Origin of the sequence: Nostoc sp. DedQUE07 (assembly GCF_034530975.2) — a bacterium.
Lineage (GTDB): Bacteria > Cyanobacteriota > Cyanobacteriia > Cyanobacteriales > Nostocaceae > Nostoc.
The window spans coordinates 65,664-79,142 of record NZ_JAVRCC020000006.1 but is presented as its reverse complement, the minus strand read 5'-3'; the positions used below and the strand labels follow the sequence as shown (position 1 = coordinate 79,142).

Sequence of the window (13,479 nt, the reverse complement as noted above, 5' to 3'; positions counted from 1 at the left end):
ACATTCAGCAGGTTGGCATAGAAAATTGACATTTTTCAAAAAATGCTAAAACCCTGATTATACCAGGATTTTAACATATTTTATAGATTTATTGATTCGCTCTTTACATCTGCTTTGCGTTCACTTATTTGATAGTTTTAATGTATAAATTAGTTATTAACTTACTTATAAAATTTATATCACTTTTGCCACAGAATAATCTATAAATATTCATTCAATAATACAAATTTTCTATGAAGATCGTAATAGCAATCCTAAATCATTTGGGAGAAATAAAATCGCTGTAAAGCTTATAATTAGGAAATTTTAATCTTGTAATATTCTCGTGTTTAAATTCGGTTGCTATATCTGATTCATTAGGGATTTCTAAATAAAAAAATTTCCCAAAACTGACGAAACAACCCTCTTTATTTCTCCTTTTTCTGTGTTCTCTGTGTCTGGAGTGGTAGCCTGCGGCTTCGCCTTTGGCGTTCTCGTAGAGTAGGCGCAACTCTTGGAGACGCTTTTGCTAGCTTGCTTCTTTGTAGGAGTATGCGTCTATATTTATTTGGATAATTTATTTCTTGGAAGTCCCTTAGTTATTATTGTCGGACTGCATCTATGTAAAAGTCTTAAAACCCTCTTTCTCTCAGTTCCCTAAACTTTGCAGTCTGAATAATAAATTTTTTACTCAGCATAATATTAGACCAATGGCAGGACATATATAAACTGAATGCGATCGCCATTATCACAATTGCAAATATACTCAATAAGTAATATATATAGGAATCCGGTTTGATTCGGAGAATTTACTTGCGTGGGCAGGGAACAGGGAATAGGAAAGAAAGGATACCGTGCTGAGTCTTGTTCAAAAATCAAATAGGAGTCCTATATAAGATATAATCCACATTCTGAGGTGCGATCGCAAAATGCTGTATTTTTGAATGCAACCCTTATGGGACAGTAGTTTTACTTTTTAACTTCATCGATAATAGACCTCTTGCATAAATCAAAAATAAGAAAGAACCCCACCCCGCCAAAGCTACGCTTTGTCTCCCCTCCCCGCTTGCAGGGAGGGGTGTTAGGGACTTTTGCAAGAGGTCTAATCTGTAATCTGGAAAAACTATTTGCTCAAAAGTTAGGGTTTTTGCCGGATACAGAAAACCGAGTTCTTAATCGTGGATAAAGTCGAGCTAAAATGCTATGGGAATAATCTTGGTCAGGCAGTAAATACCGCAAATACAGTTCTCAATCTTCTGGCAATCATCAACAATTAAGACAATGCGCGATCTCTGACTTAGGACTAATCCTTGGGATAATCAGGCAGTGTCGTCACTTCAAACCAATATTCCACAAGCATCTGAATATCTCTTTTCAGTTGAGCAAAATTGATTGGTTTAACGATGTAGCTGTTGACACCATATTGATAACATACTTCAATATCTTTGGGATTATTAGAGGTAGTAAACACCACCACTGGAATCATCTTCAAGTTATCATCATGTTTAATCCGGCGTAACACTTCTCGTCCATCGGTTCCGGGTAGGTTCAAGTCAAGCATAATCAAGCCGGGTCGGGGCGCACTTTTGCGCTCTACATAGCTACCAGTGCGATAAAGAAACGCCAAGGCTTGTTCTCCATTCACACACCTCTGAATAGCGATCGCAATGGTAGAACGCCCTAGAAATCTTTGCAGTGTCTCAAAGTCTTCATTGCTATCCTCGACAATTAAAAGTAGTGGTTTTTCCGGGATCGGGGAGGCTGAAATTTGAGTCATGTATTTGCCTCCGCCGACAGGGTAAAGTAAAAGGTACTACCAAGAGTTGGGGTAGATTCCACCCAAATTCTACCACCATGACGTTCCACAATTTTCCGGGCAATGGTTAACCCTACGCCAGTCCCACCGCCAAAGTCATCCCGTCCATGTAAGCGGCGGAAGATTTGAAAGATTTTGTCGAGATGTTCTTGGGGGATGCCAATACCGTTATCACGAACGTAGAAAGTTACAGAATTAGAAGCAACTTTGCTTTCCCCATTGCCTTCAATAAAACCTATTTCGACCCATTTCTCAGGTTTATCATTGTACTTAATAGCATTGCTAATCAGGTTGCTGAATAGTTCATTAATCTGAGCGCGATCGGCTTGAACGCTCTTCAGGGGTTGAGGAATGCGAAACTCAACTTCGCTCTGCGGTCGGGAAATGGTCAAAATGGCGATTACCTGAGGCACTAACTCATGCAGATTCACTGATTGCCTGACCAGTTCGGCGCGTCCCAACCGCGAGAAATGGAGGAGAGAATTGATCAGGTCTTCCATTCGCTGCGTCAGCCGCACCAAAGTTTGCAGTTTGGCAATTCCATCATTATCTAGTACATCTGCATAGTCTTCCATTAAGAAGTTAGCGTAGTTGTGAATGCCCCGCAGCGGTTCTTTGAGGTCATGGGAAGCAACGTAGGCAAAAGAATCAAGTTCTTCGTTACTCCGTTGTAACTCAAAATTCATCGATGCCAGTTTGTCTGCCTGCTGTAACACAACGCCCACAATCAGACTTCGCAGTTCAGTAACCACCTCAATTTCACAGGGTTTCCAGGGTAGGGCAGCTCCTTGCACCGTTTCTTGCCATAATTCAAAGGATTTGCGAGGAGACATTCTTAAACTGCCATCTGAGAAAACTTCCACAGGCTTGTTGGGGTTGCCGCCCCAATTCACCGTTTGAATCACCTCTGGACGAAACCAGAGAATATAATTGTGGTGAACTTTGGAAATTTCCAGAGCTAACACGCCACTAGCGATCGCTTTAAAGAAGGAGGCGGCAGGGTAATTTTTCGTCAGCGATCCCGTCTCAAACAAGTTATGATGCAGTTGAGGTTTAATCCAATCAAGTAAGGCGTGAACCTCTGACTGCGATGGCGTTTTACCCACTGGAATATACTGATCGCCATTACATATCACCGCTCCTGTGGCGCCGATCAGATTGAGTAATTGAGATTTCATTTGCACCATACCATCCAGGAAATACTCAGCCTGAGACAAGCCTTCGACAAATTGAGTTTGTAATGACTTTAATTGACTTTTGTAATCAATATCTTCACTTGCTTCTTTATTTGCCAGTTCCACAGACATGACCTGTCCAATGAACTCGCAGATGGTGCGGATATTGTAAGAAATATATTTGGGTGACGAATGGTGACAGGCAATCAATCCCCAAAGCTTTTGATCTTGCATCAGAGAAATAGACATAGAGGCAGTCACGCCCATATTTTGCAGGTACTCTAGATGAATCGGAGAAACACTCCGCAACACCGAGAGACTGAGATCCAACGGTTGATTTGTTAAAGGATTGTTCGCTGGAATTAAGGTGACAGGCTGGTAGCTAGCATCTGGAATTAGCCGCAGCCAATTTAAGGTGTATAGCTGTCGGGCTTGCTTGGGAATGTCAGAGGGCGGATAGTGTAAATCCAAATAAGGCATTTCCTGATTGGTATCTTCAGCGATGACCCTGCCTGCTCCTTCGCGATCGAATCGATAGACCATAACGCGATCGAAGCCAGTGATTCGCCGAACTTCTGTCACCACAATCTGGCACATTTCTAGCAACGTTGGTGCTTTTTGAATGCGGGTAATGGTTCCTCTTACCTGTTGATAAAAGTCAAAAAAGCCTGTTTTTTCCTTCGCTTTTTTCGGCTCCAATTCTAGAAGAATAATAGTATCTAAACGATGGACAATGCCATCAAAATGAATTGATTTATTTTGATGTTTGATAGACAAATTGAGCGGATTAACACTCTCAAAATCCTCTGCCAGACATTGTTGAATTAGTTTAATCTGCTTGACATTGAGTAAATCTGATATCGGCTTGCCCAGCAATTCATCAGGTTGACGACCAATAACTTGCTGAGTATTACTGCTCACCTGAACGATTTCCAGCGTGGGATCTTGCAAAACCAGTAAAACCCCGTGAGGCTGGATCAAACTGGGAATGTGGATCGGTTCGCGATCGCAGTTTGTCAAATCAATGATTTCATCAGTCATTCTCTGTTTATCCAACTCCTCATTAGAATTCTGGCTTCAAGGAGGCAGAAACTCTTTATATCTCAATACGGTTCAGTTAAGGGCTAGTGGCAACAATTTTTGGTTTTCGAGACGCGATAAATCGCCCTCTCTACAAGTGTTTTGGGCTTATCTGAACTGTATTGCTTTATATTTGAGATTTTGAGTCCTGACTTAAAAAGCAAACTTCTATATTCACACTACTAGCCTAGACTTAAACTGGAGTCTCCGGCATCTACTCTTGGCTTAATGTTTCAATCAACAAATCTACCTGCTGTTGTCGCTGCTGCAAAAAACCTTCGCACTGACGCAAATACTCCACAGCAGTTGCAAATTGGTCAAACACAGCTTCCAATTCCAACTCACCCGCCTCAATGCGAGTAATAATTCCCTCTATTTCAGCAACCTTCGCCTCATAATTCCAACCTTCCTCAGAACTAGAAGCACCCTTACGTTTAACCATTAATCTCTCTGCGTCCTCTGCGCCTCTGCGGTTCGTTCACTTCCATAACCTTCACTTTAACCTCACCTTGCCCCAATTGAATCATTAACTCTTGCCCCACAGCCAACTCTGCTGCCGAACGAGCGATCGCTCCATCTTCCCTTCTCACCACCGCATAACCACGCTGTAACACCGCTTTCGGGTCAAGACTAGCCAACTTCTGCCGCAATAATTCTAAATGCTGCGTTGCTTGCTGCGATCGCCCCGTGGTAATTTGCACCAAATGCTGACGTTTCCAAGCAAGCTTTTCCACTTCCTGCTGCACTTGCCGATCTAAGCGCAAACGTCGCAACCGATTGCGCAATACTTGCAGTTTATTCTCAGCATTTTCCCTAAAGTCATGCACCGCCTCATGTAAAGCGACAACTCGCTGCCGATGCTCAGTAGACAACTCTGAAAGTGCTGGTACAACCATTTCTGCTGCCGCAGTGGGTGTATGCACACATACATCTGCAACCAAATCTGCTAAAGATTCATCTCGTTGATGGCCGATCCCAGTAATTACAGGAATGGAACAACTAGCAAGCGATCGCACCACTCGTTCATCATTAAAGCAAGCTAATTCTTCCACCGCGCCACCACCCCGCGACAAAATTAGCACTTCGGCGCGTCCATCTCTTTCCACCCGCTCAATTGCTTTGACAATAGATTCTGGTGCTTGCTCACCTTGTACGGTCGCGGGAGAAAATAAAACGTGTAAACCTGGATACCTTTGCTTCAAGGTTTTTTGAATATCACCCCAAGCAGCAGCCGTTGGTGAAGTGACGACAGCGATCGTTTGGGGATGAATGGGGAGCGATCGCTTTCTTTGCGCGTCGAATAATCCCTCAGCCAGCAAGCGATTTTTGAGTTGTTGATAGCGCAGTGCCTGTAAACCAACACCAACAGGTAGAGTTTGCCAAACTGATAACTGATACTCTCCCCGTTGCGGATAGACGCGAATACTGCCCAAAATGATTATCTGTTCGCCAGGAATAGGCATTTGGGCGAGTTTTGGCAATTGGCTATTCCATACTACACACTTAATTCCGGCAGTGCGATCGGGATCTTGCAGCGTAAAAAACAACCCACTGCGATGGTTGTTAGCACTGGAAACTTCGCCAGTTACCCAAACTTGCCGCAATTGTTCATCTTGCTCTAACAGCAAACGGATATAGTCAGTTAATCCAGAAACTGAAAGCGCTGTATCAAGAATCAGAGAGTCGGGAAAGTCGAGAGTCATCAAAGATATACGAAAGCAAAAGCCTAATCAAATCTTAGCAAATAACGTTAATTGATAGCTATTTTGTTGAATAACCAAACTGAAAATATCCAAAAAACCTATTAGACTTAAATTAATCACTAAACAGAGTTTAAAACCATAATGGAAAAAATAGAACTTGAACTAGACAGACTCACCTTTGAACGAGCAAAAACTCTGGCAATAGTCAATCAATCAACTCTATCAGAATTGATTAGTCATGTAATTGAACGTTTAGCAGAAGTCCAGGAGAAAAACGATCCTTTAATGGGATTATATGCTGATGTTCCAGAAATTGTTGATGAAATTGTTGCTGAGGCGATGGAAAAAAGAGGATATACTGGAACAGATGAATGAAGTAGAAAAATCCCTACTTGATACGGATATTCTTTCAGAAATTATTAAACGAGTAAATCCTCGTATTATTTTCAAAGCCAATAGTTACTTAAGCCAATTTAATAAATATACAATTTCTGCAATTACGGTCATGGAAATTGTAGAAGGTTGGCAAAAACGTAAGCAAGAAAAACGTCTTCAGCAATTTTTAACTATACTGGCTTCACAGGAAATATTATCCTTTGACTTGACAGAAGCTGTATTAGCAGGGAAAATTTACGCTGATTTAGAGACAACCGGAAAAAGAATTGGTTATCCCGATTGTATGATTGCTGCAATTGCCATCAGTCATAATCTAACTTTAGTTACGGGTAATTTATTTCATTATCAAAGAATTCAAGATTTAAATTATTCACTAAGACTAGATAACTGGCGTTTATAGTAACAATGGTGATGGATGAAGTGGTATCAAGTTTCGCCATTAGCTAAATTATCTAATGCAGATGTATTTTATAACTTAATTTTTATACCCTGTATTACAGTATGGATGGGTTATCTGTCCGTTATCTACACTTGCCAATCCGCCATCTTCTTTACGCTGGATATGATCAATCGAAATTGAGTTTCTATGGATAAGACCCTGACAAATTTTGCATTTTTGTGCATTTTGTAATGCATCTTTTATATAAATCTCACTTTTTTTATTTGTATTAAAGTCTTGTGTAGATGAATGAGTTTCTTGATTTATTGTACGAATAGTCAAGTACTGAAAATCATTGCTAGATATAATTTCATTTAGAATATTATGAATTGCTTTTTCGGTTTGTAAATTAGTTACAAGTTTTTGAAATAATTTTGATACATCTTTGTAGCTTTTTTGAACAGACCTATATTTTAAATAAATTTGCTGAATCAAATAATCATATTTTATGAGGCATTCTTCAAACTGTTCTCGTACTTTAATGAAGTCATTGATTTTTTGTCTTTTATCAAGTTCCATTACAAAATCAACTACAGCGAGTAAGGATACTGTTCTATGCCGTCCCTCTTTTGAGTAAAAGTATATAACTGGATGTAACCCCAAAGATGAGGAATGATTACTATTTAGTCTATATACAATCTTTCTGGTCTTCTTTAAAATCTGTATTGTTGCTTCACCAGTTAAGTCATCGTTAATTCCCTTATTATTAAAATCAAGATTGTTAACAACATTAATAAAATCTAAAATTAGTGGTAATGTTTGTGATGAATATAGTTTTCCTCCAACTGGTATGTCCAGAGTTTTTATAGGGGTCTTTAACTTAGGCGCAAAAAGTATTTCATTAATCTCTTTAGCTATTTCTTGTATTTGATGTTGTGTTTCATTTGAAAAAGATGACCAATATTTATGCCCTTTGCCGCTTCTAATAATTGCACGCGCTGCAATACTGTTAGGCTTTCTCCTAGATTCAAGGAGTTTTAGCTCAGTTTTATCTATTGGTGCAGCTTGTTGATTAATTTTGAAGAATGAACTTTCTGCTTTAGTTGCATCACCTTCAACCCATTGAAGTTGAATTGCCAAGGCTGCCAGATTTTTAGCATATTTGACAACTTCGGGTTTAAATTTATCAGGATATGTGGAAGCCAACTTAAAATCATCATACGAACCGACTGTTTTGTTTACTAATTTTCGTGTTTCTTGAGCAATTTCTAGTTGTTCATCAGAAATTACCCCATCATAAAAGAGTTTTGAAACTTTACCATCACCATAATCATCATTTACCCAAGCAGATAAAGCACTTAATCTATGGCTACCATCAATTACAAACAAGTAGCCGCCTGTACTTCGCCATAAAATTATTGCTGGTATTAAATCGCCCTCAATAAAACTTTTGATAAATTCAGAAATTCGATTTTTGTCCCATTCATTAGTTTCTCTTTGAAAATCAGGTTTTCTGATGTTTGAAAAGAAGAATGAGTCTATTTTAAGGTCTTCAATAGAAATTGTTTCTTTTTTCTTACCTAGATTAATATTTTCTTCCACATCAAAATCCTCTCGTGGAATCAGAGCATCTAGATTAACTTTAGCCATGATGGATGTTTTCCCCTGTATTGGTACAATTATACGTCAAGCTCATAAGCAGCAAGTACGACTGAACATCATAGCCTCTCAAAGCTGAAAGTCACTTCAAGCATTGAAAATCCCTTTACTACTACCCTAAAAGCTTTCTATATCTAACCCCGACCCGATAAAGCTGCTATCGATGATATGCTAATTGGCATGGTGATCGCTCCTAATTTAGCAACCTTCGCAAAAGCTCACGAGTACGGTTCTACTGACAGGGTTGTTTAGGTAATTTATTTTTTCTTTGAAAACCCTTGCTTACCCAGCCAAAAAAAGCTATCTCTGAATGCAAGTTGGTATCATTGTGCAAAACTACCCTAATCTGGTAGCGATCGAGTTACGATCTTGTCACACCCCTTTTTTGATTTGAGAAGTCCTATTCCAGAATTTTCTGGTTAAAATAGTATATCTGTTCTACTCAAACTCCGACACCAACACTCCTTAAAACCATATATTAAGAGGCATTAGAGGCAGGAATGGCTATCAACACCGATACTTCTGGCAAGCAAAAAGCACTGACTATGGTGCTCAACCAGATTGAGCGCAGCTTTGGTAAAGGAGCAATCATGCGCTTGGGCGATGCTACCCGGATGCGGGTGGAAACGATTTCCAGTGGAGCGCTTACCCTAGATTTAGCATTGGGTGGTGGTTTACCCAAGGGGCGGGTAATTGAAATTTATGGGCCAGAAAGTTCTGGTAAAACTACAGTAGCGCTACACGCGCTCGCCGAAGTGCAAAGAAATGGCGGTATTGCTGCCTTTGTTGATGCTGAACACGCCCTAGACCCTACTTATGCTGCGGCATTGGGTGTAGATATTGACAATTTGTTGATTTCCCAACCTGACACTGGCGAATCAGCTTTAGAAATTGTCGATCAACTTGTTCGCTCTGCTGCGGTTGATATTGTAGTTATAGACTCAGTAGCAGCATTGGTTCCCCGTGCTGAAATTGAAGGCGATATGGGTGATGCTCACGTTGGCCTGCAAGCGCGGTTAATGAGCCAAGCCCTACGTAAGATTACTGGAAACATTGGTAAATCTGGTTGTACAGTAATTTTCATCAACCAGTTGCGACAAAAAATTGGTGTTACCTACGGTAGCCCAGAAACCACAACTGGTGGTAACGCATTGAAGTTTTACGCTTCGGTGCGCTTGGACATTCGCCGAATTCAAACCTTGAAAAAAGGTACAGATGAATTTGGTAATCGTGTAAAAGTCAAAGTCGCCAAAAATAAAGTAGCGCCGCCTTTTAGAATAGCGGAATTTGACATTATTTTTGGTAAAGGTATTTCTACCTTGGGTTGTCTTGTTGACTTAGCAGAAGAAACTGGCATTATTGTCCGCAAAGGAGCTTGGTATAGTTACAACGGCGATAATATCTCCCAAGGACGAGATAACGCCATTAAGTATCTAGAAGAAAAGCCTGAATTTGCTGAAGAAATCAAGAAACTAGTGCGTGAAAAGCTAGATAAAGGCGCTGTTGTTTCTGCTAACTCTGTCGCTAAAGCTAGTGACGAAGATGAAGAGGAAGAAGTCGATTTAGAGCCAGAAGAATAAGGAATGTGGATTTATTAATCTGCAATTGCTAATAGATGGTGCGTTACAAAGACAGCTAACGCACCTTATTTTTTCAAAAATCGAGATTTGGATATTGTTAAATACAAGCTTAAATCCTGATCGTGAATAGATTTGAACTGATAAACACATCCAACTTGATATTTTGGCGTAGGTGTAGCCCATCGTAGACACGGCACTGGTTTGTTACCGATAACCCATTAATTTAAACTTGACAACTACTATTAAGGAAAAAGGATAAAAATACTAGATCGGGGTTTTAGCCTGAGATTGACACTAATGACCAGCTATATGGTAATATTTCATGGCATTATGCTAAAAAACTTTGTTTATAATCAAAGAGTAGCCAACCCATGAGTTTAGCTGTAATTAAGTTCTCTTCAGAAGAGTGCGGCATCTGCCACAAAATGTCTTTTTATGACAAAAAGGTGGCTGAAGAACTGGGTTTAGAGTTTATCGATGTAAAAATGCAAGATACGACTGCTTACCGCAAGTATCGCAAGATTTTATTGACTCAATATCCCGATAAATCAGAAATGGGATGGCCTACTTACATCCTCTGCAATTCTCCAGAGGGGGAATTTCAGATTGTTGGTGAAGTAAAAGGAGGTCATCCCAAAGGGGAGTTTAGAAGTCGTCTGCAAGAGGTTCTAAATTCCACAGCTAATCAGAACTAATTACCTCAAAAGATTTGACCTCTAAGGCAGGGCCAATCATGGCAGTTGTCATGATATCTTCACGCACCTGCCCTTTAACTTTTGCTTTTTGTCCGGCTTTGAGTAGGTCTTTGTCAGCCCCTCTGAGGATTTCGTAAGTAACGCCCTCTTCTGTAACTAACGCCCATGCGCCTGTACCAATATCACGACGTTCGACTGTACCTGTAAGTGTAATGCTCATAACAGTGCTGATTGCTGAGTGCTGAGTGCTGAGTGCTGAGTAAGGAGAGTAGGGAATTGGGAGTTAGGAATTAGGAGTTAGGAGTTAAAAAAATTGATTCTCCATGCGCTATGCCCAATGCCCCATTCCCTATTCCCCATTTATGCTATTTTCTCTTCGTTTTTCAATGCTAAACGAACAAGTCCATAACAGACTAGGGCATTAGCAATGAGGAAAAGACGTGCTAAGTTACCACTTCCTAATCCCCAAACTGTCGGCTCGAAAAACGCACTTGTAGTTAAGCACGCTGCTACACCTAAAGTTGAACCAATGGCAAACCATTTCCAACTAGGATGTCCCAGCAGCAATGCCATCAACACAATGGGAATCAGTACACTGGCAAATAGAGGATTTAATGCATCAGTTCCCTGGAGAGTATTACCTAATTCGGGAATTGAACTGCCCAAAACCCGGAAAGGCCATTGGGGAAGATCAAAAATATAGATTCCCTTGAGGAAGAATAACCCAGAACTGCCGGCGATTAGTCCACTGGATAAAGACCAACTCCAAGTGAAGGGGAAGTAAACGCGTAAAAACCAAGCCAGCAGATAGGAACCAACTACCATTAAAATCTTGGGTAACAGTGCTACCGCACCACCATCAATCCAAAAGCCGGGGTTAAGATAGCCGCTATCCCTTAACCACCGAAAGAAATCTGGAAAACTGATTTGTCCGCTAAAGGCTAGTTTGACTGCTGCTTCTGCATTGAGTTGTCCAGCGCCATAATAGTTCAAACCATCATCCTGAATAACTCGCGCCGACTGTTTGAGGACTTTTAAAACTTCATCTGGTTCTTTGATGCCAGCAGCTTTGATTAATGCCGCAACACCGGCAACGTGGGGAGAAGCCATGCTTGTACCTTGGAAGCCGAGAAATACGCCTTCGCCTTTTTCATCGATGGTTTCTTGGAGAATTTTACCAGCTTCACTACCACCAGGAGCAGAGATATCTACTCCTGCACCAAAGTTAGAATAGGGCGCTCTTTCGCCATCTGGGCCAATTGCCGAAACGCCGATGACGTAGGGATAGCGAGCTGGATAGCTTGCTCCATTGGCGTTTTCATTTCCGGCTGCGGCAATAATAACAACACCTTTTCGATGAGCATACTCGATCGCTTGTTTCATCAACTGGCTTTCACCGCCACCACCCAAGCTCATATTAATTACATCTGCGCCTTTATCAGCAGCAAATTTAATCGCTTCGGCAATATCGGCAACGGTACCACCGCCATAAGAACTGAGTACCTTCAGGGGCATCAGACTGGCTTCGTAGGCAATTCCAGCGACGCCATATTTATTATTTGTGGCTTGAGCAATAGTTCCGGCAACATGGGTACCGTGACCATTATCGTCTGTGGCTTCTTCTCGGTCGTTAACAAAATCATAGCCCTTGACGAATTTTGTCTCATACAAGTCGCGAACCTTGGTAATTCCAGTGTCAATAACTGCGACTGTGATGCCACTGCCTTTGGTTTGACTCCATGCGCCTTCAACACCGATTTTGTGCAAGTTCCATTGCTTGCTGTAATATTGGTCATTAGGGCCAGTTAATGAAGGACTTGCTTCTTCATCTTCTTGGGGTGTTAAAAATTCACCTAGCCAAGCGGTTTTACCTGGTTGTGGAATCTTGTTGTAGATATAGTTTGGTTCAATGAATTCTGTCGCTTGGGCAAACTGAGATTTTTTCAGTTCTTGGAGCCGTTGGCGATCGCCCTTGATAATATACACATTATCTTTTTTGGAAAACTTGTTGTCTAATTGGGGTGTAACGTTGTATTGTTTGGCGATCGCTTGCAAATCCTGTTCCACTACAAGTGATGGAATATCTTCCCGAAAATCAAGCAAAATCGTCTCAAACTCTCCTTTAGCTGCCAATCCCTGAAAATTCAGGAAACCAAATATGGCAGATCCCAGCCCAATGACAAACAAGCACCATAATATAAGTTTTCTCATATTAACTCATCACCGCTTTTTGCCAGTTTGCTCATACCATAACTTATCTCGACCCCTTGTTGGTAGATTTTGCACTTTTAGTTACAAGTTTCACTCAAAACTGAGGATTTTTTTAAACGATGGAACGTGGTCTTTTGTGGTTGCCGCTGTTAGTAATGTTTTTCTGGTTGGCTTGGCAAGGCTCGAAGGAGTATCAAAAAGTCGAAGCCTATCGCACTTGGGCAGAGCAATTTGAACGGGCTAAGTATGATATTTATGCTGTATTAGGTCAAAAAGAAAACAATATCACTTGGGGAAAACCTACGCCTCAAGGGCCGATTAAACTAGAAACATTCTCCTTGCTTGATATCAAACAAATCCAGGTTTTAGTAGATGAAAAATCAGTAGATGTAAACAATCCACCAGAGAAAGGTCGTTCCATAGAATTAGAATTTCTATTTTCCGAATCTGCTAATTCCGTGCGGGTTCCGTTTACAGAAATCCCTTTGGCAGCAGAATGGGGAAAGTTTTTGCAGGGGCTATTACAAGAGTTGCGATCGCAACCATAGCAGTAGTTATATTACAACTATAAGTTCCAAATAATACGGCTATTTCTGGTCAAAAAGTTAGATCGCTAGTGATGATATTATTCATGGACAACGACATTTTTATTGGAAAGATGTTTTTTGGAATGGCTTTTACTTGACTACCATTTATTAAACATCTCCATAAATTCAATAATTGTTAGGTGAAGGCTGGGAAAAGGGGAAAGGTTAAAGGAGTAAACATCTTTTCCCTTTCCCCCTTGCCCTTAAAAGAGTCAAGTT

General features: G+C 40.7%; 12 protein-coding genes. 5 read left to right on the top strand and 7 right to left on the bottom strand.

Going from position 1 to position 13,479, the window contains the following annotated elements; translation table 11 throughout:
* Positions 1-1,282 precede the first annotated feature (1,282 nt).
* The 4 genes from RMZ95_RS06865 to xseA all read right to left on the bottom strand — a co-directional run bounded on the left by RMZ95_RS06865 (position 1,283) and on the right by xseA (position 5,753).
* Positions 1,283-1,756, bottom strand: a complete 474-nt coding sequence (locus RMZ95_RS06865; RefSeq protein ID WP_322685072.1) for a response regulator — start codon at positions 1,754-1,756, stop codon at positions 1,283-1,285.
* Positions 1,753-4,011 carry an ATP-binding protein gene (locus RMZ95_RS06860; protein ID WP_322685073.1) on the bottom strand — a complete coding sequence of 753 codons (2,259 nt, stop codon included), beginning with the start codon at positions 4,009-4,011 and terminating at the stop codon, positions 1,753-1,755. The genes RMZ95_RS06865 and RMZ95_RS06860 overlap by 4 nt, the downstream gene beginning before the upstream one ends.
* A 253-nt stretch (positions 4,012-4,264) precedes the next feature.
* The gene (gene xseB, locus RMZ95_RS06855; RefSeq protein ID WP_099102361.1) at positions 4,265-4,492 is read right to left on the bottom strand and encodes an exodeoxyribonuclease VII small subunit; all 228 of its coding nucleotides are present in this window, start codon (positions 4,490-4,492) and stop codon (positions 4,265-4,267) included.
* Positions 4,485-5,753, bottom strand: coding sequence for an exodeoxyribonuclease VII large subunit (gene xseA / locus RMZ95_RS06850; RefSeq protein ID WP_322685074.1), 1,269 nt, complete (start codon positions 5,751-5,753; stop codon positions 4,485-4,487). The genes xseB and xseA overlap by 8 nt, the downstream gene beginning before the upstream one ends.
* 141 nt (positions 5,754-5,894) lie before the next feature.
* On the opposite strand from xseA, the gene RMZ95_RS06845 reads away from it, so the two are divergent.
* On the top strand, positions 5,895-6,128 hold the full coding sequence (locus RMZ95_RS06845; RefSeq protein ID WP_229469801.1) for a hypothetical protein: 234 nt from the start codon (positions 5,895-5,897) through the stop codon (positions 6,126-6,128).
* Positions 6,121-6,549, top strand: coding sequence for a type II toxin-antitoxin system VapC family toxin (locus RMZ95_RS06840; protein ID WP_322673710.1), 429 nt, complete (start codon positions 6,121-6,123; stop codon positions 6,547-6,549). The genes RMZ95_RS06845 and RMZ95_RS06840 overlap by 8 nt, the downstream gene beginning before the upstream one ends.
* 75 nt (positions 6,550-6,624) lie before the next feature.
* On the opposite strand, the gene RMZ95_RS06835 is transcribed toward RMZ95_RS06840, so the two are convergent.
* Positions 6,625-8,178, bottom strand: a complete 1,554-nt coding sequence (locus tag RMZ95_RS06835) for an HNH endonuclease (protein ID WP_322685075.1) — start codon at positions 8,176-8,178, stop codon at positions 6,625-6,627.
* 509 nt (positions 8,179-8,687) lie between these two features.
* Here RMZ95_RS06835 and recA point away from each other — a divergent pair.
* Positions 8,688-9,767, top strand: a complete 1,080-nt coding sequence (gene recA / locus RMZ95_RS06830; RefSeq protein WP_292865143.1) for a recombinase RecA — start codon at positions 8,688-8,690, stop codon at positions 9,765-9,767.
* Positions 9,768-10,138: 371 nt separating this feature from the next.
* Positions 10,139-10,462 carry a thioredoxin family protein gene (locus tag RMZ95_RS06825; RefSeq protein WP_099103723.1) on the top strand — a complete coding sequence of 108 codons (324 nt, stop codon included), beginning with the start codon at positions 10,139-10,141 and terminating at the stop codon, positions 10,460-10,462.
* Here the strand turns inward: RMZ95_RS06825 and RMZ95_RS06820 are convergent.
* Positions 10,449-10,682, bottom strand: coding sequence for a hypothetical protein (locus tag RMZ95_RS06820; RefSeq protein ID WP_289796246.1), 234 nt, complete (start codon positions 10,680-10,682; stop codon positions 10,449-10,451). The genes RMZ95_RS06825 and RMZ95_RS06820 overlap by 14 nt on opposite strands.
* A gap of 140 nt (positions 10,683-10,822) precedes the next feature.
* Complete coding sequence (locus RMZ95_RS06815; RefSeq protein WP_322685076.1) at positions 10,823-12,673, bottom strand: S8 family peptidase; 1,851 nt, start codon at positions 12,671-12,673, stop codon at positions 10,823-10,825.
* 119 nt (positions 12,674-12,792) lie between these two features.
* Here RMZ95_RS06815 and RMZ95_RS06810 point away from each other — a divergent pair, with 119 nt between their 5' ends.
* On the top strand, positions 12,793-13,221 hold the full coding sequence (locus RMZ95_RS06810; protein ID WP_322673713.1) for a hypothetical protein: 429 nt from the start codon (positions 12,793-12,795) through the stop codon (positions 13,219-13,221).
* Positions 13,222-13,479 lie beyond the last annotated feature (258 nt).

What these genes read in the sequence shown, in the direction of transcription:
- RMZ95_RS06820 (WP_289796246.1), bottom strand. Translation starts at nt 10,682, where the DNA reads ATGAGCATTACACTTACAGGTACAGTCGAACGTCGTGATATTGGTACA.
- RMZ95_RS06835 (WP_322685075.1), bottom strand. Translation starts at nt 8,178, where the DNA reads ATGGCTAAAGTTAATCTAGATGCTCTGATTCCACGAGAGGATTTTGAT.
- recA (WP_292865143.1), top strand. Translation starts at nt 8,688, where the DNA reads ATGGCTATCAACACCGATACTTCTGGCAAGCAAAAAGCACTGACTATG.
- RMZ95_RS06840 (WP_322673710.1), top strand. Translation starts at nt 6,121, where the DNA reads ATGAATGAAGTAGAAAAATCCCTACTTGATACGGATATTCTTTCAGAA.
- RMZ95_RS06845 (WP_229469801.1), top strand. Translation starts at nt 5,895, where the DNA reads ATGGAAAAAATAGAACTTGAACTAGACAGACTCACCTTTGAACGAGCA.
- RMZ95_RS06810 (WP_322673713.1), top strand. Translation starts at nt 12,793, where the DNA reads ATGGAACGTGGTCTTTTGTGGTTGCCGCTGTTAGTAATGTTTTTCTGG.
- xseA (WP_322685074.1), bottom strand. Translation starts at nt 5,753, where the DNA reads ATGACTCTCGACTTTCCCGACTCTCTGATTCTTGATACAGCGCTTTCA.
- RMZ95_RS06815 (WP_322685076.1), bottom strand. Translation starts at nt 12,673, where the DNA reads ATGAGAAAACTTATATTATGGTGCTTGTTTGTCATTGGGCTGGGATCT.
- RMZ95_RS06825 (WP_099103723.1), top strand. Translation starts at nt 10,139, where the DNA reads ATGAGTTTAGCTGTAATTAAGTTCTCTTCAGAAGAGTGCGGCATCTGC.
- xseB (WP_099102361.1), bottom strand. Translation starts at nt 4,492, where the DNA reads ATGGTTAAACGTAAGGGTGCTTCTAGTTCTGAGGAAGGTTGGAATTAT.
- RMZ95_RS06865 (WP_322685072.1), bottom strand. Translation starts at nt 1,756, where the DNA reads ATGACTCAAATTTCAGCCTCCCCGATCCCGGAAAAACCACTACTTTTA.
- RMZ95_RS06860 (WP_322685073.1), bottom strand. Translation starts at nt 4,011, where the DNA reads ATGACTGATGAAATCATTGATTTGACAAACTGCGATCGCGAACCGATC.